The organism is Bacillus sp. 17RED48 (genome assembly GCF_019837545.1).
GTDB classification, from domain to species: Bacteria; Bacillota; Bacilli; order Bacillales; family Bacillaceae_G; genus Bacillus_A; species Bacillus_A wiedmannii.
Map to the genome: position 1 here is coordinate 163,897 of NZ_JADAXG010000008.1, position 17,318 is coordinate 181,214.

Annotated in this window: 25 protein-coding genes; 13 read left to right on the forward strand and 12 right to left on the reverse strand. The window is 37.0% G+C overall.

Features of this window, described 5'->3' with window-relative positions; translation table 11 throughout:
• The first annotated feature begins 23 nt into the window (after positions 1-23).
• Together ILT06_RS25750 and yunB are read left to right on the forward strand one after the other, a co-directional pair.
• Positions 24-326: a YunC family protein gene (locus tag ILT06_RS25750; protein ID WP_000248463.1), complete on the forward strand. Its 303-nt coding sequence runs from the start codon at positions 24-26 to the stop codon at positions 324-326.
• 54 nt (positions 327-380) lie between these two features.
• The gene (yunB, locus tag ILT06_RS25755) at positions 381-1,112 is read left to right on the forward strand and encodes a sporulation protein YunB (RefSeq protein ID WP_064476285.1); all 732 of its coding nucleotides are present in this window, start codon (positions 381-383) and stop codon (positions 1,110-1,112) included.
• Between the two features lie 36 nt (positions 1,113-1,148).
• Here yunB and ILT06_RS25760 read toward each other — a convergent pair whose 3' ends face one another.
• Complete coding sequence (locus tag ILT06_RS25760; RefSeq protein ID WP_064476286.1) at positions 1,149-2,132, reverse strand: M23 family metallopeptidase; 984 nt, start codon at positions 2,130-2,132, stop codon at positions 1,149-1,151.
• A 189-nt stretch (positions 2,133-2,321) separates the two neighbouring features.
• Between ILT06_RS25760 and lipA the strand changes: the two genes are divergently transcribed.
• Positions 2,322-3,218, forward strand: a complete 897-nt coding sequence (gene lipA, locus ILT06_RS25765; RefSeq protein WP_000166376.1) for a lipoyl synthase — start codon at positions 2,322-2,324, stop codon at positions 3,216-3,218.
• Positions 3,219-3,238: 20 nt separating this feature from the next.
• Here the strand turns inward: lipA and ILT06_RS25770 are convergent, their stop codons facing one another.
• A complete protein-coding gene (locus ILT06_RS25770) occupies positions 3,239-3,718 on the reverse strand; it encodes a YbaK/EbsC family protein (protein ID WP_000272726.1) in 480 nt (159 codons plus the stop codon).
• A gap of 74 nt (positions 3,719-3,792) precedes the next feature.
• The gene (locus ILT06_RS25775) at positions 3,793-4,347 is read right to left on the reverse strand and encodes a histidine phosphatase family protein (protein ID WP_064469505.1); all 555 of its coding nucleotides are present in this window, start codon (positions 4,345-4,347) and stop codon (positions 3,793-3,795) included.
• A gap of 134 nt (positions 4,348-4,481) precedes the next feature.
• Between ILT06_RS25775 and ILT06_RS25780 the strand changes: the two genes are divergently transcribed.
• A complete protein-coding gene (locus ILT06_RS25780; RefSeq protein WP_064469504.1) occupies positions 4,482-4,925 on the forward strand; it encodes a hypothetical protein in 444 nt (147 codons plus the stop codon).
• A gap of 22 nt (positions 4,926-4,947) precedes the next feature.
• Here the strand turns inward: ILT06_RS25780 and ILT06_RS25785 are convergent, their stop codons facing one another.
• Entirely contained in the window at positions 4,948-5,763 is an 816-nt protein-coding gene (locus ILT06_RS25785; protein ID WP_142289305.1) for a YhfC family intramembrane metalloprotease, read from the reverse strand.
• A 99-nt stretch (positions 5,764-5,862) separates the two neighbouring features.
• Here ILT06_RS25785 and ILT06_RS25790 point away from each other — a divergent pair, with 99 nt between their 5' ends.
• The gene (locus tag ILT06_RS25790) at positions 5,863-6,594 is read left to right on the forward strand and encodes a MerR family transcriptional regulator (RefSeq protein WP_222655645.1); all 732 of its coding nucleotides are present in this window, start codon (positions 5,863-5,865) and stop codon (positions 6,592-6,594) included.
• Positions 6,595-6,624: 30 nt separating this feature from the next.
• Here the strand turns inward: ILT06_RS25790 and ILT06_RS25795 are convergent, their stop codons facing one another.
• A complete protein-coding gene (locus ILT06_RS25795; RefSeq protein ID WP_002191082.1) occupies positions 6,625-7,203 on the reverse strand; it encodes a YhcN/YlaJ family sporulation lipoprotein in 579 nt (192 codons plus the stop codon).
• 115 nt (positions 7,204-7,318) lie between these two features.
• Between ILT06_RS25795 and ILT06_RS25800 the strand changes: the two genes are divergently transcribed.
• Positions 7,319-7,630, forward strand: a complete 312-nt coding sequence (locus tag ILT06_RS25800) for a YutD family protein (RefSeq protein WP_002008894.1) — start codon at positions 7,319-7,321, stop codon at positions 7,628-7,630.
• Between the two features lie 41 nt (positions 7,631-7,671).
• Here the strand turns inward: ILT06_RS25800 and ILT06_RS25805 are convergent, their stop codons facing one another.
• The 3 genes from ILT06_RS25805 to glpX all read right to left on the reverse strand — a co-directional run bounded on the left by ILT06_RS25805 (position 7,672) and on the right by glpX (position 9,797).
• Positions 7,672-8,169 (reverse strand): hypothetical protein, encoded by a 498-nt coding sequence (locus tag ILT06_RS25805; RefSeq protein ID WP_064476288.1) that lies wholly within the window; start codon positions 8,167-8,169, stop codon positions 7,672-7,674.
• Between the two features lie 373 nt (positions 8,170-8,542).
• Entirely contained in the window at positions 8,543-8,809 is a 267-nt protein-coding gene (locus ILT06_RS25810; RefSeq protein WP_000392616.1) for a DUF3055 domain-containing protein, read from the reverse strand.
• Between the two features lie 16 nt (positions 8,810-8,825).
• Positions 8,826-9,797 carry a class II fructose-bisphosphatase gene (gene glpX / locus ILT06_RS25815; RefSeq protein ID WP_064476289.1) on the reverse strand — a complete coding sequence of 324 codons (972 nt, stop codon included), beginning with the start codon at positions 9,795-9,797 and terminating at the stop codon, positions 8,826-8,828.
• Positions 9,798-9,944: 147 nt separating this feature from the next.
• On the opposite strand from glpX, the gene ILT06_RS25820 reads away from it, so the two are divergent.
• The 4 genes from ILT06_RS25820 (at position 9,945) to ILT06_RS25835 (ending at position 12,622) form a co-directional block, all read left to right on the forward strand.
• Positions 9,945-10,385 (forward strand): DUF86 domain-containing protein, encoded by a 441-nt coding sequence (locus ILT06_RS25820; RefSeq protein ID WP_064476290.1) that lies wholly within the window; start codon positions 9,945-9,947, stop codon positions 10,383-10,385.
• An 86-nt stretch (positions 10,386-10,471) separates the two neighbouring features.
• Positions 10,472-11,104 (forward strand): helix-turn-helix transcriptional regulator, encoded by a 633-nt coding sequence (locus tag ILT06_RS25825; protein WP_064476291.1) that lies wholly within the window; start codon positions 10,472-10,474, stop codon positions 11,102-11,104.
• 107 nt (positions 11,105-11,211) lie between these two features.
• The gene (locus ILT06_RS25830) at positions 11,212-11,976 is read left to right on the forward strand and encodes a TIGR01457 family HAD-type hydrolase (protein WP_064476337.1); all 765 of its coding nucleotides are present in this window, start codon (positions 11,212-11,214) and stop codon (positions 11,974-11,976) included.
• A 115-nt stretch (positions 11,977-12,091) separates the two neighbouring features.
• Positions 12,092-12,622: a hypothetical protein gene (locus ILT06_RS25835; protein ID WP_064476292.1), complete on the forward strand. Its 531-nt coding sequence runs from the start codon at positions 12,092-12,094 to the stop codon at positions 12,620-12,622.
• 32 nt (positions 12,623-12,654) lie between these two features.
• Here ILT06_RS25835 and ILT06_RS25840 read toward each other — a convergent pair whose 3' ends face one another.
• Positions 12,655-13,236, reverse strand: a complete 582-nt coding sequence (locus ILT06_RS25840) for an NAD(P)H-dependent oxidoreductase (RefSeq protein ID WP_064476293.1) — start codon at positions 13,234-13,236, stop codon at positions 12,655-12,657.
• Positions 13,237-13,851: 615 nt separating this feature from the next.
• On the opposite strand from ILT06_RS25840, the gene ILT06_RS25845 reads away from it, so the two are divergent.
• Positions 13,852-14,331 carry a GNAT family N-acetyltransferase gene (locus ILT06_RS25845; protein ID WP_088046861.1) on the forward strand — a complete coding sequence of 160 codons (480 nt, stop codon included), beginning with the start codon at positions 13,852-13,854 and terminating at the stop codon, positions 14,329-14,331.
• A gap of 20 nt (positions 14,332-14,351) precedes the next feature.
• Here the strand turns inward: ILT06_RS25845 and ILT06_RS25850 are convergent, their stop codons facing one another.
• The gene (locus tag ILT06_RS25850; RefSeq protein ID WP_000665100.1) at positions 14,352-14,843 is read right to left on the reverse strand and encodes a phosphatidylglycerophosphatase A family protein; all 492 of its coding nucleotides are present in this window, start codon (positions 14,841-14,843) and stop codon (positions 14,352-14,354) included.
• A 120-nt stretch (positions 14,844-14,963) separates the two neighbouring features.
• Between ILT06_RS25850 and yutH the strand changes: the two genes are divergently transcribed.
• Positions 14,964-15,965: a spore coat putative kinase YutH gene (yutH, locus tag ILT06_RS25855; protein WP_000581260.1), complete on the forward strand. Its 1,002-nt coding sequence runs from the start codon at positions 14,964-14,966 to the stop codon at positions 15,963-15,965.
• Positions 15,966-16,023: 58 nt separating this feature from the next.
• Here the strand turns inward: yutH and ILT06_RS25860 are convergent, their stop codons facing one another.
• Positions 16,024-16,239, reverse strand: a complete 216-nt coding sequence (locus ILT06_RS25860; protein WP_064476294.1) for a hypothetical protein — start codon at positions 16,237-16,239, stop codon at positions 16,024-16,026.
• A 313-nt stretch (positions 16,240-16,552) separates the two neighbouring features.
• Positions 16,553-16,789: a NifU family protein gene (locus tag ILT06_RS25865; RefSeq protein WP_000431158.1), complete on the reverse strand. Its 237-nt coding sequence runs from the start codon at positions 16,787-16,789 to the stop codon at positions 16,553-16,555.
• 206 nt (positions 16,790-16,995) lie between these two features.
• Here ILT06_RS25865 and ILT06_RS25870 point away from each other — a divergent pair, with 206 nt between their 5' ends.
• Entirely contained in the window at positions 16,996-17,304 is a 309-nt protein-coding gene (locus tag ILT06_RS25870; protein ID WP_048561653.1) for a YuzD family protein, read from the forward strand.
• Positions 17,305-17,318 lie beyond the last annotated feature (14 nt).

Below are 17,318 nucleotides of genomic sequence, written 5' to 3' on the forward strand. Positions count from 1 at the left end.
TAAGAAAGAGAGGAGTGTGAACTATGGTTAATGTGGAGCCAATTATAATTGATAATTATACGTTTATTGCGGTTAGCGTCAAACTTCCAAAGACAAATTTGCTAGCTGTAATGAGCGATAAAGGATATATTATGTGCGGTGCATTAGATGTAGGTCTTTTAAATGAGAAGTTAGGGGATCGAGGAATTATTGCTGGCCGTGCGGTTGGTGTAAGAACGATTGAACAGCTTCTTGAAGCACCGCTAGAATCAGTAACGATTGAAGCCGAAGCTTTAGGTATTACGGCAGGCACAATCGGAAAAGAAGCATTATTAAAAATGAGATAAGCATATATCGTCCCTCCTTCTTGCATAGAAATGATATAAGAAGGAGGTTTTTTTATGAGTATATTTCGTTCGAAAAATTCGCGGTTTCGAAGGGGGCCTATTTCCTTTCGGTACATACTGCTTATGTCGTTTATTCTTTTTGTCATATTACTCGTGCAAGGATTATGGATTGTGAATAGTAGCATTCAGCCAACATTACTTAAATATGGAGAAGTAGAGACGCATAAAATGGCGACAGCGATTATGACAAAGGCGGTAAAAGATAGAATTAATGAAGGATTCGATGTCGATTCATTAATGAAAGTACAAAATGATAAAAACGGGAAAGTATCCACAATTAATTTAAATACGAAGCAAGTAAATGAAATCGTAACATCAACGACTACATACATAGAAAAATATTTACAGCAAGTAGAACAAGGTGATTTGAAGGGGCTAGGTATTTCTGAAAAAAATGGAGCAACGATGGCAGTTCCTTTTGGTCGTGTAACGGATAATGCGCTTCTTGGAAATATAGGTCCCGATATTCCAATCGATTTCACGACGATTGGTCATGTGAATACGGATATTAAACAAAAAATTGAACCGCACGGGATCAATACGACAGCGATTCAAATTATTATGGAGATGGAAGTCACGTTGCAAGTGATTATTCCATTTCATACGAAAGAAATAACAGTGAAGCAAGACGTTCCGATTGCAACGCGCATTGTTCAAGGGGAAGTACCTACTTATTATGGAAGCGGGAGTGTTGTTGTACCTGATAAAAAGAAAACGGATAGTTAGCCGAATTAAAAAAATAACCGTAGCATATTGCTACGGTTATCGCTTTGTATTCGCGCGTTCTTTTCGCTCCCAAAGACTTAAATGCATATATGGATCGAAAGCCCATTCTGTATAACCATTGTCTTTATACATGCCGAAATGTAGGTGGGGCGGGAATTTTCCAGCTGTGCCTGGAGGGCCGTAACCGGTGCTACCGACAAATCCGATTACTTTTCCGGGCTCAACAATTTGTCCAAGCTGTATTTCCTTTGAGAATCCGCCTAAATGAGCGTAATAATGGTAGTTATTATGAAGGTCACGAATGCCGATGCGCCATCCGCCAAGACGGTTCCAGCCTTTTGTTTCAATAATGCCATAGCAAGTGGATTTTACTGGTACGCCGTAGCCTGCAAAAATATCGGTTCCTTCATGAACTCTCCTTCCCCCGAAACTTCTTCCAGCACCGAAAGTACTACGGTAGCTATGATCACTACGAATCGGGAGAGGGAAAGCATTTCCTTCTAAATTAATACGTCCATAATGTTTATAAATACGGGCGTATTCGGTAATTAATTCAACTGTTTTCGCACGTCTATAATATTCCCAAAGCATAATGTGAATACGGTCTTCGGACGGTCCTTGTTTCTTTAAAATCGTTGCTGCTGTATGCAAAAGATCACGGTCGTTATTTGCATTTGCAAATCCATCTTTGTCACCATCTAAACCCATCCCGCCAAATAGAGAAATTGTATGGGGAAGAGTGTCGTTAATATTAACGGGTCCAGCCCATATTTCTGGTTTGAAATAAAGGGAAATGATGGCATCTGGTTTTTTCGGAATATCTTTTCTTACGCTCCGTATATTTCTTTCATATTGATCCATTGCAGCTAAGTAATACCACGGAATGCCTGAAGATTGCTCGGTTTCTTTATATAGTGCCATGCGCTTTTCGTATATGCTTTGCTGATTATCTTCACCGTAAGCGATGTTTTGGTGGAGAAGAAAGCAAATCGAAAGCAAAAGAGAAATTTTTCGAAGCATGAAATAGACTCCTTTCACAACATCACTCTTTTTAGTGTGGGATATACGGAGTATTTCATTATAGGGAACGATTGGAAAAAATCTTAGAATCTTCATTTGAGCAAATCGCTTTCATACGTTAGAATAGATATGTTACATTGAAAGAAGCGAACACGGTAAACTATTTCATATTGTGCGGAGTTGATAACCATGACAAAACAAACAGAATATAAGCGCAAGCCCGAATGGTTGAAAATTAAGTTAAACACGAATGAAAACTATACAGGCTTAAAGAAAATGATGCGTTCTAAGAATCTTCATACAGTTTGTGAAGAAGCGAAATGTCCGAATATTCATGAATGCTGGGCTGTAAGGAAAACAGCAACATTTATGATCTTAGGTGCGGTTTGTACACGTGCTTGTCGTTTTTGTGCGGTTAAAACAGGCTTACCAACTGAGCTTGATTTACAAGAGCCAGAACGCGTAGCAGATTCTGTAGTACAAATGGGCTTAAAGCACGTTGTTATAACAGCGGTTGCACGTGATGATTTAAAGGACGGCGGAGCAGCTGTTTTTGCTGAAACAGTACGCGCTGTTCGTCGCAAAAACCCATTTACGTCAATCGAAGTATTACCATCTGATATGGGTGGAGTAGAAGAAAACTTAAAAATGTTAATGGATGCAAAACCAGATATTTTAAACCATAACATTGAAACAGTACGTCGATTATCTAACCGAGTTCGCGCTAGAGCAAAATATGACCGTTCATTAGAGTTTTTACGTCGAGCGAAAGAAATGCAGCCTGATATTCCAACTAAATCGAGCATTATGGTGGGCTTAGGTGAAACGAGAGAAGATTTAATTGAAGCAATGGATGACTTACGTGCAAACAATGTGGATATTTTAACTCTTGGACAATACCTACAACCATCTAAGAAGCATTTACCAGTTCTTAAATATTACCCACCAGCAGAATTTGCAGAGCTTAAAGAAATTGCACTTAGCAAAGGATTTAGTCACTGTGAAGCTGGCCCACTTGTACGTTCTTCTTACCATGCGGACGAGCAAGTTCGTTCTGCAAAAGAAAAAGTAGCAGAAGCAAAATAATGACAAAAGAGAGCTAATGATTAGCTCTCTTTTTGTTTATATTCTAAAACAGTATTTGGGCATGTTAATAAGATTTTCTTTAATTCCTCTGTGGATAATTCAATTGTAAATTCAGGTACACCAGGTGTAATTAAAATTTTATCGTAAGCATAAATAGCACTATCCACAATAATCGTTACATGTTGTGAATAACCGAAAGGAGCTACACATCCTGGCGTACAGCCTGTTTCTTCTCTTAGCTCATCAGGAGAACAGAGAGATAAGCTTTCTCCAGTTATTTCTTTCATCTCTCCTCGGTTGAGCCTTGTGCCCTCTAACGTGAAAAATACGTAATAATCTCCAGACTTTGATTTTAAAAATAAGCTTTTACTTGGAGTGCCGTGTAAGCCAAGCCTTTCACGTACGATACGATCTGTTTCATAATCGAGTACTGGTTCGTGTTCAAACTTTTCGTAAGAAGCATTTGTTTTATGTAGTAAAGCAAGTACATCTTCGTACATATGGAGTGATACCCCTTTCTATTGTTAGTACAGTTTCTTCTCGTGGCGTCAACTGAATGTGTTGGAAAGAGATATTACTTGGACGGTGCTCCCCATAATCGTTTTAGGATACATTGTTTATCGAGTGTAATTTCGTAAATATCAGGATTCGTTAAAGCTCTCCATTCAATAAAGCCGATCGTATGATCAAAGTGCTTTAAAATGAGCGTGAGTAAGTTGCCGTGTGTAACGAGTAGTGTTGTAGTATGGTTTAACTTTAAAACGTCTTGGATAAGTGATATAGCTCGATCCGTCGCTTGTTTTGTAGACTCTCCGCCTGAAAAGGCAATATCTATATTTGTAAAAGTAGATTCTAGTTTTTGCAACCAATCATCCATTGGAACGTCGCTTAATATGCGTTCAGCTAATCGTTCATCTTCTTGGATAGACAAGTTAGCTTGAAGCGCATAGGGCCGAATAGAATCGATAGCTCGCACAAATGGGCTTGAAATAATATGATCTATTTGTGGTTGGTTTTCTAAGAGGAATGTAGCAAGAGTGTTTGCTTGATTTTTTCCTGCAATCGTTAATTCGGCATCACGTTCTTGTCCAGTTGCTGAACAATGTCGTATTACAATCAATTTCTTCATAATTCATCCCCATCTTTCAAGTTGACGCTATATACTTCGACAAATGTGGAAAAAATTCCTTTTTATTGGAAACGGCATATTGATCTAAATATGTGGAAAAGTAATGTGGATAAATGAATATTTGAGGTGTAATGATGAAAAAAATGATATGTATTATATTCGGTCTTTGTTTTTTTATACACTTGTCCACAACATATGCAGAATCCAATCAAAAATTAAATTATCCAAGCAATCGAAATAAATCGTTTGTGAGTGAGGGTGTGTTTTACGAACAGTTAGATAAGAAAATCTATAAAGAATACAACAATGCAACATATAGCGTTCGGAAAAAGATTTTATTTAAAGAAGTGCCCGATGAAGAATTTTCTTTCAGGCAAAAAACAGCCGTGGGTTGCCGGGGTGAAGTGGTGCTTCAAGATATTTTTATTCACCCTGATCGCCAAGTTTATTTTTTCGCTTCCTTTTCTCAAAATGAAGTAGACGAATTTCATAAGTACATTGTTATAGATGCAGAAACAAAGAAGGAGCTGCGAGAGGGCAAAAGTTATCATCATTACGATAATCCATATAAAAAATAACCCACCAACTGGTGGGTTATTTTTACGCCGGTACACTCATTAATTTCGCTTTCATTTTACGAATAAGAATGACAGCACCAATTGTGAAGAGAAGGGTAATTCCTTCTGCGACGAAGATGTTAATTGTTTTTGTTTGGTAAAGCGCCGCGAAAAAGTCTACAAATGCGTGGAATAATATAGCGTAAACAAGGAAGATATATTTCTTCTGTTTTACAGCGAATAAGACAAGCATTGTAAAGGCAATTTGTAATACAAGGGCCATAATTCTTTCCAAGCTGCCAAGGAAGTATAAATAAGCAGGTTGTTCTATTAACATATCCTTTACAACATTTAATTGTGGTAGTTTTTCTGCCATTTGAGCGAAGCTACCATTGTTAATAGCATTAGCGAATATAAGTGTCTGCAAGGCAGAGAATCCGCCAACTAAAATGGATTCAATCCCGCCATGACCAATTCCATAAGCGAAGCCATCTTTATATTCTAGATATTTTTTTAGTAGGAAGAAGAAGGCAACGAAGCGTCCTAATTCTTCAAAAATACCAGCAGTTAGTCCGCCATAAATTGCAAAGACAAACGGATTTTCTAAAAATGGAGCGATTGCTGGATTACCGCGCATAAATAGGTGGAACGGTGTTTCGAGAATTTGGGTAAATCCAATAAAGATAAGAACACCAACGCCGACCACTTTCCAATTAATATTATATTTTTTACGGAAATAAACGAGTACAACAATTGGGACCAGAACCGAAACAACGAGTTGAAATATGATGCTGGCAATTACAGTATTTGAAACCATACTTTCACCGCTTTCTAATATATGTACATATCTATTATGCATGAAATATGGGAGAGATGAAACTTTTAACAAAAAATGAATGTACTTATTGACTCTAACGTTGCGTCATACTTTATCGTATGTATTAAGGGGGAGATACACATGACAATGAAGGTAAAGGAAGTAGCTAATTTAGTTGGAATTAGTGTGCGCACACTGCATCATTACGATGAAATTGGGTTATTAACCCCAGACGAGAAGACAGAGTCTGGATATCGTCTGTATTCCAATGAAAATTTAGAGACATTGCAGCAAATTTTATTTTTTAAAGAACTAGGCTTCCCTTTAAAGAAAATTAAAGAAATTATCATGAGTCCATCATTTGACCACGAAGAAGCACTACAGCTTCACAAGAAAATGCTTCTTGAAAAGCGTGCTAGGTTAGATAAAGTGATTGCGACGATTGATAAAACAATTCAGCATACAAAAGGAGAGATTGAAATGACGAATAAAGAGAAATTTGAAGGCTTCGATTTCAGCCATAATCCGTACGAAGAAGAAGCGCGTGAACGATGGGGAGACGCAGCTGTAGATAAAGCGAATGAATACGCGAAAGGTATGTCAAAAGACAATCAAGAAGAGTTTAATACGATTTATAGAAATTTGGCGGCGCTTAGACACGGCGCACCAGATTCTAAAGAGGCACAAGAAGCAATCGGGGTATGGTACGATTACTTGCAAAACTTCGGAGAATATTCATTAGATGCTTTTAAAGGACTCGGTCAAATGTATGTCGCTGATGAGCGCTTTACGAAAAATATCGATAAGTTTGGTGAGGGGTTAGCACAGTTTATGTGTGATGCGATGGAGGTTTATGCGGATTGTAAGAAATAGTAAAAAAGGTGGAGGTTTTCTCCACCTTCTTTATTTTTTTATCATATCATTCAAAGTCTGATCCCCCGTATTGTTCAAATGAGGATTTTTGCTCATTTCTCGCTTTAGCATATCAAGGCTTTGTGTATATTCTGTATCATTTAACGCGCCAGATTGAAGCCCTTGAATTTGAGAAATCAACTTTTGGTCTGTTGATACATATGCTTTATAATAGCGAGGGACGATGGACAAAGCAGCTTTATATACTTGATCTGCTACGAGTTTTGGATCCGTTGTGTTTGCACGGTATACAACAAATACTTCATCATCGGTAACGAGCGTAGCAGCGTTTGTAACGTCAGGAAGTTTGACTGTCATGCTTGTAATCATTTCAGCGACTTTCTCGCGGTTAATGGCTCCTACTTGTTTGTTAGATACTTCATGTTTTTGTTTAGATGAATAACCGACTCTTGTAAGCCGTGTATTTGTATTTTCCGTATGATACATGTCGTTTTTATTGGAAACAAGAACACGACTTCCTTCTTCACGTTCCATTTCGGCTTTATTCGTTGATTGACAGCCTGCAAATAAGGAAAGAGTGAGGAGAGAGAGTATAATTTGTTTTTTCACGATGTATCACCTCCTTCTCCATAGTATGCACTAATTTTCAATTTTTTGTATTTGAAATTGTTGGTTGGTATGCTTTGTGATACGATAAAAAGAAGAATGCTTAGAGAGGAAGTTAATGATGGAGCAAAAGCAAGAGCAAGAGATGCATGCTACGGTGAGCATTAATAATGTGCAGTACGAAGTAATTAAAAACTTTCGTGACGGTTTTAGTGAAGAAGCATTTAAAGAGCGTTATGCAGAAATTTTAAATAAATATGATTATATCGTTGGGGACTGGGGTTATGAGCAACTTAGATTGCGCGGTTTCTTTGATGATAGTAATCAACGTTCGACATATGATACGAAAATTAGTACGTTAACGGAGTATTTATACGAGTACTGTAACTTCGGTTGTGCACACTTTGTATTACGAAAAGTGAAGAAATAAAAAAATCCTCTTACGATTGTAAGAGGATTTTTTTTACTTGCTCACAAACAAATTGAAATAGAATCACCTTCAGAAAGTATTGCATTTGGTTTCATTTGTTGTCCGTTCAATTGAATATCCCCATTTTTAATTTTATCCACAATGCGTGTACGGCTCCAGTCAGAAATATATGTGGATAAAGCTTTATCGATTCGGTGGGAACCGAAAACGATATCTAATACGATTGTAATTTCAGCTACGCCACTTTCTTTATGATGTGTAATGGAAATGGTAGTAGTTGTTTCTGTTTGATCTTGCGTATTCATGTCGACTGTTTCCACATGATCAGTAAATGATTTATAAATACGAAGTTTTTGGTTCCAAGTATGATCTTTCGGACATTTATAAATGGCAAAACGATATATATTTTTTCCGTTGGCGTTATGCCTACGAATATTCGTGTCAGTAAATAGGGTAGTGCGTCTGCAATTTTTACAATACTTTTCGATTGTATTTTGCTCATTTTCATATAAACTCCAAGAAAGTTGTACTTTCTGCATTTTCCTTCACCTCTTATAGTAGTGGTAAAGGAACGTAATACAGCTATTTGGATGTCTTGTAGTATGAAGACATGAGAAATAGACAAAAATAAAAGGAGGTTCCCCAAAGAGGAACCTCCGTAAACATCATACTACAGATGCGTTACGTTCCTTTGTAATGGGAATGGGCAGATTACTCCCTTGAAAAAGCATGGTGCTTTTTTGAGAGTAATGCTATCCAATTGCTGGTCCATTACAAAGTAAATGTTGGCATACGTAGATAACGTCCTTTCTATCCAAATAGATTTATTCTTAATTATAACATAGAAGATTGAAAATTCAAAACTCTTATAACGGAAAAACACCAGCTAACATAGCTGGTGCCTACGATAAATTATATAAGTTCAAATAAAAATGAGCGTAGTTCTTCTGCAATTTCTTCAGTCATCGAAAATGCATGCTCTAAGTAGCCTGGTTCGTTTAAATCGTCAGGACCGATGATTGCAAATCTATTGCGCTGCATATCAAGGACAATTGTTTTACCGTAATGACGATCGGAGTATAAAAGCGCTAAATCATGACGCTCATTTTCTCCCATAAAGCTAACGAAACGAGTTCTTGTAGCGACTGTATCGTCGTACAGAAAGAAACGTTCTTCCATACACATGGCTCCTTTATTAAATATCTAAGTTTAAGTGTGGTTTATGATCTAAATGGTGATGCGTTTTAATGAATCGTACCGTTCTTGTTTTGTAACGCATAACGATAGAATATGTTTCAGCTAAATCTCCGCCAAGGAATTTCACACCGTCTAATAACTCACCAGCAGATACACCAGTTGCTGAGAAGATTGCATCATCCCCAGATACTAAGTCATCTAACATAAGCAGTTGACGAGGATCTTCTAATCCCATTTCACGACAACGAGCTTCTTCTTCTTCGTTCATTGGAACTAAGCGAGCTTGCATTTCACCTTCAAGGCATTTTAATGCTGCTGCAGAAATAACACCTTCTGGAGCTCCGCCAATACCTACGAATAAATCAATACCCGTTCCAGGTAGTGCTGTTGCGATTGACGCACCAACATCACCATCACCAAATAACTTTACGCGTGCACCTTTTGCACGAACACGTTCAATAATATCTTGATGACGTTCACGTTCTTGCACGATAACTGTTAGATCGCGAATCTTTTTATTGTTAGCTTCTGCTACAATTTCAATTGTTTTTTCAATTGGATCATCTAAGCTAATTTTACCAGCTGCTTTTGGACCAACCGCGATTTTTTCCATGTACATATCAGGAGCATGAAGAAGGTTTCCTTTATCGGCGATTGCGATAACTGCCATTGCATTTGCAAGACCTTTTGCAACGATGTTTGTACCTTCTAATGGGTCAACGGCGATGTCTACTTCTGGACCGTTACCTGTTCCTAGTTCTTCACCAATATACAACATCGGTGCTTCATCAAGTTCTCCTTCACCGATTACAACTGTACCTGCCATGTTTACTGAATCAAACATATCACGCATTGCTGTAGTTGCTGCATCATCTGCTTCGTTTTTCTTTCCGCGGCCCATCCACTGTGCGGATGCTAATGCTGCTGCTTCTGTTACACGGACAATTTCTAGTGCGAGTTCACGTTCCAAGATTCCATTCCTCCAATTTCAAAAATCATACAAATATAACTATAACAAATAACGGAGAAAAGGTGAATTCGAAAAATTGTCGATTTTTTCAGAAGAAAGCGTTACAATTAAAATGTAAATGCTTTAATTTCCAGGTAGGTGACATTCATGTATTTTGTAGACAGAAAGAAAATAGAACAAATGCTAGTATGTTTAGAACGAGCAACAAGTACATTTCAAGAGAAAAAGATATATGAAACCGAGTTTGAATTTTACGCATTAGAACGCATAGCCCATCTAATTATTGATTGTGTATTAGATGTAGGGAATGCGATGATTGATGGATTTATTATGCGCGATCCAGGAAGTTATGAAGATATTATCGACATTTTGATGGACGAGCGAGTGATAAGTGCAGAAGAAGGAAGAGGAATGAAAGAAATTATCCTTCTTCGAAAAATGCTTACGCAAGATTATATTCAAATGAATCATGATGAATTATATAAGACGATTCAAAAACATATTGCAGTGGTAGAGAAATACCCAGCAAATATTCGCAGTTATTTAGAGAAGGAATTAGGACCTGTATCTGCATTTGTACCAGAATAATTATGCTTATAAGATCCCCAGGACTATCTTTTGGGGATCTTATATTGTATGTGAGAAAGTAAAGGGAGAAGGGAGAAGGGTGAAGCATGGGGGAAGCACGTACGACGAAAGATGAAATTGTGCAATTGTTGAAAGTAAAGGGAGAGCACACGGTAGCGGAATTAGCTGATGTTTTAGAGATTACAGAAATGGCGATTCGAAGACATTTAAGTAATCTTGAGAAAGATGGTTTCATTTATTCTAAGATGGTAAGACAACATGTCGGAAGACCAACTTATTTGTATGGATTAAGTGAAAAGGGAGAAGATACATTCCCGAAAGAGTATAAGCAATTTGCGATTGATATGCTAGAAGATTTAGCTCGAATGGGTGATGAAAAAATACTTAGTCACATTTTAAAAGAGAGAACGAAGCGAATGGAAGACCAGTTGCAAAAGCGAGTGAGTAATCAGAAGAGTTTAGCATATAAAGTGCAAGAGATAGCAGCTATGCAAGAGAAAAATGGTTATATGGTTCAAATAAAGAGAGATGGAGAGAACTCTTTCGTAATTGAAAAACAAAACTGTCCGTTAAAAGAAATTGCAGAGAGATTCCCGCAAGTATGCGAAGATGAAAAAGAGATGTATAATCGTTTATTTGCAGGAGCAGATGTAAAGACGTTGGCAAACATGTGTGAGGGCGATTGTAGTTGTTCTTACCAAGTAAAAGAGAAAAAATGAACGTTATGGGGCGCTTTAAGGTAAAGCGTTTTTTTCTTTGGAAAAAGCGGGTAATATAAGAGTGGTATGATAGGTGAGAACGTTAGCATAGAAGGAGAGACATAATGATGTATAAAGGTTACTTAATTGACTTAGACGGTACGATGTATCGCGGAGAAGAACAAATTGAAGAAGCAAGCGACTTCGTAAAAGCATTAGGAGAGCGCGGCATTCCTTATTTATTCGTTACGAATAATTCGACGCGTAAACCAGAACAAGTGGCAGAAAAACTTGTTCGTTTCGATATTCCAGCGGAAGCAGAGCAAGTATTCACAACGAGTATGGCGACAGCGAACTTTATTTATGAACGTAAACAAGATGCAAAGGTATATATGATTGGTGAAGAAGGCTTACATGATGCGCTTGTGGAAAAAGGGTTTGAACTTGTGGATGAAAATCCTGATTTCGTTGTTGTTGGTTTAGATCGTGACATCACATATGAAAAATTAGCAAAAGCTTGTCTTGCTGTGCGTAACGGCGCAACGTTTATTTCTACAAATGGAGACATTGCCATTCCGACTGAGCGCGGATTATTACCAGGTAACGGTTCATTAACATCAGTTGTAGCAGTATCAACAGGTGTGGAGCCAATCTTTATCGGAAAACCAGAATCAATCATTATGGAACAAGCGTTAAAAGTGCTTGGGATAGGAAAAGATGAAGCATTAATGGTTGGGGATAACTACGATACAGACATTTTAGCGGGAGTAAATGCTGGCATGCATACGCTTCTTGTCCACACTGGAGTCACAACTGTGGAGAAGTTAACAGAATATGAAGTACAACCAACGCAAGTTGTGCATAACTTGACGGAGTGGATTGAGAAGATGTAATGAAAAACAGGTAACCGGAAGTGGTTACCTGTTTTTTTATGCATAATTGCATATGTGCTATTGTTATATAAAATGTAAAATTTATATGTAATGATATTGAGGGGAGGGAATTAGAGTGTACTGGATGTCATGTATTATGTTTGTTTTTACATTATGTGTTTTATTTTTTGTTCTATGGAAGATATATAAAATAAATGAAATGAAAAAAAGTGTGGGAAAACTTATTGCAACATATCCACGAGTGAAGAGACGTTGGATTGCATTACTTGGACCAGCATATTTCATTGGACAATGTATGTATATATATGCTCAGTACGTAAGTGGCGATATTGATACAGCTGAACAGTTTCTTATTCAGTCGGGTAGTTATGTTGTAGCAAGTTGTTTTATGACTTTAATAGCTATCCATCTTATTAAAAGTGTACAAATATATGAAAAAGGTGTAGTAGACGGATTAAACTTTTATTCATACGAAGAATTAAAAGGCTATAAAACATCGACATGGGAAAATCCAAAAGAAAATATATTTTTATATCGCGGGCGAGAAAAAATGAATGACAATGTGAATTTACTTATTAGACAGGAAGATATGAATGAATTAGAAAGCATTCTTCAAAGATATATTCCGAAATTAATGATGAAATAAAAAACTCCGGTTTTAACAACCGGAGTTTTTTATTAGAATGCACGATTTACTACCTCTTTCACTTCTTCAAGATATTGTTTACGCACATTATCATCCACAGAAGGAACACTCGTATAGAATGTATGCTCAATTGTTTCAATGCCTGTAAACTCAAAAATACCAACATCCGCTGTTTTCTTCATTGCTTCAAACATACCGCCTGCTGTGTATGCTTCTTTCGTATTTCCCATTGTGGATAATAATAATCCTTTTTTACCGCTTAATAACTTTTCAATACCATTTTCACCGTAAGCATAAGCGAAGCCATGGCTAAATACACGGTCAACGTATCCTTTTAAAATAGCAGGAAGTCCCGCCCACCAAACTGGATAAATGAATGTAATGCTATCGGCCCAAGAGATGTGCTCTTGCTCTTCTTTAATATCTTCTGGTGTATTTCCTTGAGAAAATGAGATGAAATCGGAAGCGCCTAATACTGGATTGAAGTTTAATTCGTATAGATCACGAACGCGTACTTCATGACCTTTTTCTTCTAATTCACTTTTTACCGTTTCTAAAATTGCATGGTTGAAGCTTTCTGTATTTGGGTGTGCATAAACGATTACATGTTTCATTGCTCTTCCTCCTATTTGTGGATATGTGAATAGTTTTTTATTTATGTAACTATTATGGTTACTTCTTTTGCGGAAGTCAAATGATACATATGTATAAAAAGACGGCAAAAATCGTCTTTCTATACCCCACTCATACAAAGAACAAAGAAAACAAATAAAATGATGACAATACCAATGCCGAAATTAAATACGAGAGTACTATCCATATTATGTAACCTCCTTATTTGAAAGTAAAAAGCACTCTAGCCAAGAGTGCTTTTTTTATTTTGAGTCTACTTCAAAACTTTGAGAAAAGGGTTCATGCATGTAAAGAGTTACATTATTTTATGTGTTTATATGTTGAAATGAGTAAGTCCTTGTGAGATATAAAAAAAAGACACTCTTTCGAGTGTCTTTCATGATGACAAAATGTGCCAATTGCTTGAGTTTGATAAGGCGCTAATATCCGTTTTAACGCCTTTTCTTTGATCAAGAAGTGTAGCAACAGCGATTCAAATAAATTGTACCATTTGTTTCATAGGTGTGCGTATGTAATTATGCATATTCCAATTAGAGGGAAATGAGGCGCGAAAAATGAATGAGTATATATAGAATATTTGATTAGGAGAGAGAAGGATGGATATACATAAGTTAACGGTAGCAGAAGCAAATGAGATAAATACGTGGACGTATGAAGAACCTTATGATTTGTATAATTTTTCAGGAGAGGAAGAAGCAATAGAAGAATTATTAGATGGGACGTATTATGGCTGTTGTGACGATAAGGGAGAGTTTATCGGCTATTTTTGTTTTGGGGAAAATGCACAAGTACCAGGTGGAAGAGATGCTCATTTATATGGTGGAGAAGATGTAATTGATATCGGACTTGGCATGAAGCCAGCGTTAACAGGGAAAGGGCTGGGTAACATATTTTTTCAAGCTGGGATAGCCTTTGCAGCGAAAGAATATAAGCCGAAGATGTTTCGACTTAGTGTAGCGACATTTAATACAAGGGCGATTACGCTATATAAAAAAATAGGTTTTCAACAAGGTCCTATTTTTTTAAGCCGCGGAAGAGAATTTATGCTCATGGAATATGAAAGACCGTCAGTATGAAACTGACGGTCTTTCATATTTTATTCCGAATGCTCAGCTCTATGCGCTAAGCGGCTTGAAGCAGCGGCAGCAATTCCGCCAACGATATCATCAAGGAATGTATGCACCTTTCCAGATGATTTATCATTTAAGAATTCTAAAATACCAGGTTTTAATTTATCGATATATCCAAAGTTCGTGAAACCGATAGAGCCGTACACATTAACGATAGAAAGTGCGATCACTTCATCAATTCCGTATAAGCCTTCATCACGTTTTACGATATCTTGTAACGGCTCACTTAACATTCCTTTTTCAGCAAGAACATCGAGTTCGATACCAGTAATCAGTGCGTTTTGTACTTCACGTTTTGATAATACACGCTCAACGTTATAACGGCATTCTGACATCTCTAAATTTGGATGATATTTTTTTTGAAGAAAATGAACAAGCTCAGCAATATCGTCAATTGTTACACCGCGCTCTTGTAATAGTTGTAATGCTCTTTCTTGTAGTTGATTTGATTCTTTCATGTTTATCACCTTTTTTTCTTTTTAGTATTTGTATACGTTTCGTTGCTTTATCATGTGCATAGGAATGAAAGGCGAGCACAAGCTCATATATATAAAGAAAAACCATAGGTGGCGACTGCGATGATTCATCATATTTATGAGCATTATCACATGCATGTTAAAGAATTAATCCCCCTTGGCCCCTATAAAAGCTTTTGGATTCGCAACAAAATTTATGTACTTGTTCCAATTGGAGAAATGGAGGAAGAAGTACTTGTAGAGATGAAAAAGCTCAGTGACTATATGAACCAGCAAGGGGATATAACTGTAGCGACTTTCGTTCCGACTATACACGGCTACTATGTATGTGAGATAGAAGAACAAAATTACTGCTTATTAAAAGGTATGCGTGCGTTAGAACGACATGCTACATCATTAGGAAGTGAGCTTTCTATATTCCATAAACGAGGCGCATTCTTTCCAGAAGAAATCGAGCAATTAAGCCGCATTGGTGAATGGAAAGCGTTATGGGAAAAAAGACTCGACCAATTAGAAAAGTTTTGGCAATCACAAGTGATGAACCACCCTACAGACGTATTCGATCAATTGTTTATTGAATCCTTCCCGTATTACTTAGGAGTTGCAGAAAATGCAATTCAATATGTTGTTGATACAGAGATGGATGATACGCCGCAAATGACTGATGCAGCAACAATTTGCCAAGAACGATTCACACCTTTATTATGGCATCAAACGAAGCGCCTCAAACTTCCTTTTGATTGGGTGTATGATCACCCAACTCGAGATATGGCAGAATTAATCCGCTATATGATGATAGAAAAAAAGAAAGACTGGGAGCAAACAATCGTTCAATTTGTTACAGACTATGAACGAAATTATTCGCTATCCTCTTTTGGTTGGCGCTTATTATTTGCAAGGCTCCTGTTCCCACTTCACTATTTTGAAACAGTCGAACGATATTACCAAACAGGAAATGAAGAACAAAAAAGCATATATAGAGATCGCTTAGAAGCCATTTTACACGATGTGAACCGCTCTGAGCAATTTATGAAGCACTTTTATGGATCACTTCGTTTACCAGTTGATAAGTTAGGTATTAGGAAATTAGATTGGCTATCTTAAAATAAAAAAGAGACCGGGTGAGGTCTCTTTTTTTTATACTACAATTGTATGTAATACATTATGCCCCTACCTGTTGATCTGTACATATATTTAAAATGAATTGATGTCTTTCGATTTTTTCATTTACTTTACTCAATAATTCTTGCTGGATTTCTTTAAATAAAAATTGATAGCTTGTATTCCATGTTGGTATAACGGATGAAAGGTCTAATAAATATTCTTTTTTCTTTTCTAGTTCTTGAATTGTTAAAAAAGTGTTTCCCATTCTTGGCATGTGTCGTCCCCCTATGTTTTTTTCTGTATATGTGTGAACGATTCTATAGTATTAATTATCTCACTTTTTGAGAAGGATTTCCAATTTTGTTTTATGATGTTAAAGGAGAAGTGTTATTTGAATAAAAAAAGAGACCCATTTGGGTCTCTTCCTAGGAAGCGATTCTGAACGAGCTGCTTCCGCTTTTAGATTAATATCTAGCTTCAGCGGCTAGAACAGTCGGCCATTTCGCGCCTTCCTGTGAGGCAAAAAGCGCCTCTTCGTCAGGAGCTCCAATGACCTCCTGTTCTGAATGAGCCGCTTCCGCTTTTAATTAAAATACTTGTTCTACTTCAATAACGCCTGGTACTTCTTCAAGTAATGCGCGTTCGATACCAGCTTTTAGTGTGATTGTAGAACTTGGGCAGCTTCCGCAAGCACCCATAAGGCGTAATTTTACGATACCTTCTTCAATGTCTACTAATTCAACGTCTCCGCCATCGCGAAGTAAGAATGGACGTAATTTATCTAATACTTCTAGTACTTGTTCTTCCATATGTGGGTTTTCCATTTTTATCGACTCCTTTCATCAGTTTTATTATAATCAAGATAGAGGGGAAAATCTATTTTTTCTGTTCTTGTTTTAATGTCGAAATTTTTTATCATGTTTATAACGTGTTTTTTCAGTATAGGGGTAGGGAATAAGTTTGTAAAATGATGTGCTTATGTACTAAGACATCTGAATATACTGTTGAAACAAGAAGCGGGGGAGAAGAAATGGTTAATGTGCAAGTGTATGGGACGAAAGTAATTTGTGCAAGCTGCGTTGGAATGCCATCTTCAACAGAAACGTTTGAATGGTTACAAGCGGCAATTGGGCGTAAATATGAAGGACAAGAAAATAAATTTAATTTCGAGTATATTGATTTTCAAGAAAAACAAGAAGATGAAGATAAAAAAGCATTCGCAGAGCGCGTAGTGGAGGAAGATCTATTTTATCCAGTCGTTCTTGTAAATGGAGAAGTTGTTGGAGAAGGAAATCCTCGTTTGAAGGATGTTTACGAAGAAATCGAGAAATATTTATAAAACAGGAAGCCTTT

Coding starts and splice junctions, on each gene's coding strand:
- ILT06_RS25750 (WP_000248463.1), top strand. CDS start 24: ATGGTTAATGTGGAGCCAATTATAATTGATAATTATACGTTTATTGCG.
- yunB (WP_064476285.1), top strand. CDS start 381: ATGAGTATATTTCGTTCGAAAAATTCGCGGTTTCGAAGGGGGCCTATT.
- ILT06_RS25760 (WP_064476286.1), bottom strand. CDS start 2,132: ATGCTTCGAAAAATTTCTCTTTTGCTTTCGATTTGCTTTCTTCTCCAC.
- lipA (WP_000166376.1), top strand. CDS start 2,322: ATGACAAAACAAACAGAATATAAGCGCAAGCCCGAATGGTTGAAAATT.
- ILT06_RS25770 (WP_000272726.1), bottom strand. CDS start 3,718: ATGTACGAAGATGTACTTGCTTTACTACATAAAACAAATGCTTCTTAC.
- ILT06_RS25775 (WP_064469505.1), bottom strand. CDS start 4,347: ATGAAGAAATTGATTGTAATACGACATTGTTCAGCAACTGGACAAGAA.
- ILT06_RS25780 (WP_064469504.1), top strand. CDS start 4,482: ATGAAAAAAATGATATGTATTATATTCGGTCTTTGTTTTTTTATACAC.
- ILT06_RS25785 (WP_142289305.1), bottom strand. CDS start 5,763: ATGCATAATAGATATGTACATATATTAGAAAGCGGTGAAAGTATGGTT.
- ILT06_RS25790 (WP_222655645.1), top strand. CDS start 5,863: ATGACAATGAAGGTAAAGGAAGTAGCTAATTTAGTTGGAATTAGTGTG.
- ILT06_RS25800 (WP_002008894.1), top strand. CDS start 7,319: ATGATGGAGCAAAAGCAAGAGCAAGAGATGCATGCTACGGTGAGCATT.
- ILT06_RS25805 (WP_064476288.1), bottom strand. CDS start 8,169: ATGCAGAAAGTACAACTTTCTTGGAGTTTATATGAAAATGAGCAAAAT.
- ILT06_RS25810 (WP_000392616.1), bottom strand. CDS start 8,809: ATGGAAGAACGTTTCTTTCTGTACGACGATACAGTCGCTACAAGAACT.
- ILT06_RS25820 (WP_064476290.1), top strand. CDS start 9,945: ATGTATTTTGTAGACAGAAAGAAAATAGAACAAATGCTAGTATGTTTA.
- ILT06_RS25825 (WP_064476291.1), top strand. CDS start 10,472: ATGGGGGAAGCACGTACGACGAAAGATGAAATTGTGCAATTGTTGAAA.
- ILT06_RS25830 (WP_064476337.1), top strand. CDS start 11,212: ATGTATAAAGGTTACTTAATTGACTTAGACGGTACGATGTATCGCGGA.
- ILT06_RS25840 (WP_064476293.1), bottom strand. CDS start 13,236: ATGAAACATGTAATCGTTTATGCACACCCAAATACAGAAAGCTTCAAC.
- ILT06_RS25845 (WP_088046861.1), top strand. CDS start 13,852: ATGGATATACATAAGTTAACGGTAGCAGAAGCAAATGAGATAAATACG.
- ILT06_RS25850 (WP_000665100.1), bottom strand. CDS start 14,843: ATGAAAGAATCAAATCAACTACAAGAAAGAGCATTACAACTATTACAA.
- yutH (WP_000581260.1), top strand. CDS start 14,964: ATGATTCATCATATTTATGAGCATTATCACATGCATGTTAAAGAATTA.
- ILT06_RS25860 (WP_064476294.1), bottom strand. CDS start 16,239: ATGCCAAGAATGGGAAACACTTTTTTAACAATTCAAGAACTAGAAAAG.
- ILT06_RS25865 (WP_000431158.1), bottom strand. CDS start 16,789: ATGGAAAACCCACATATGGAAGAACAAGTACTAGAAGTATTAGATAAA.
- ILT06_RS25870 (WP_048561653.1), top strand. CDS start 16,996: ATGGTTAATGTGCAAGTGTATGGGACGAAAGTAATTTGTGCAAGCTGC.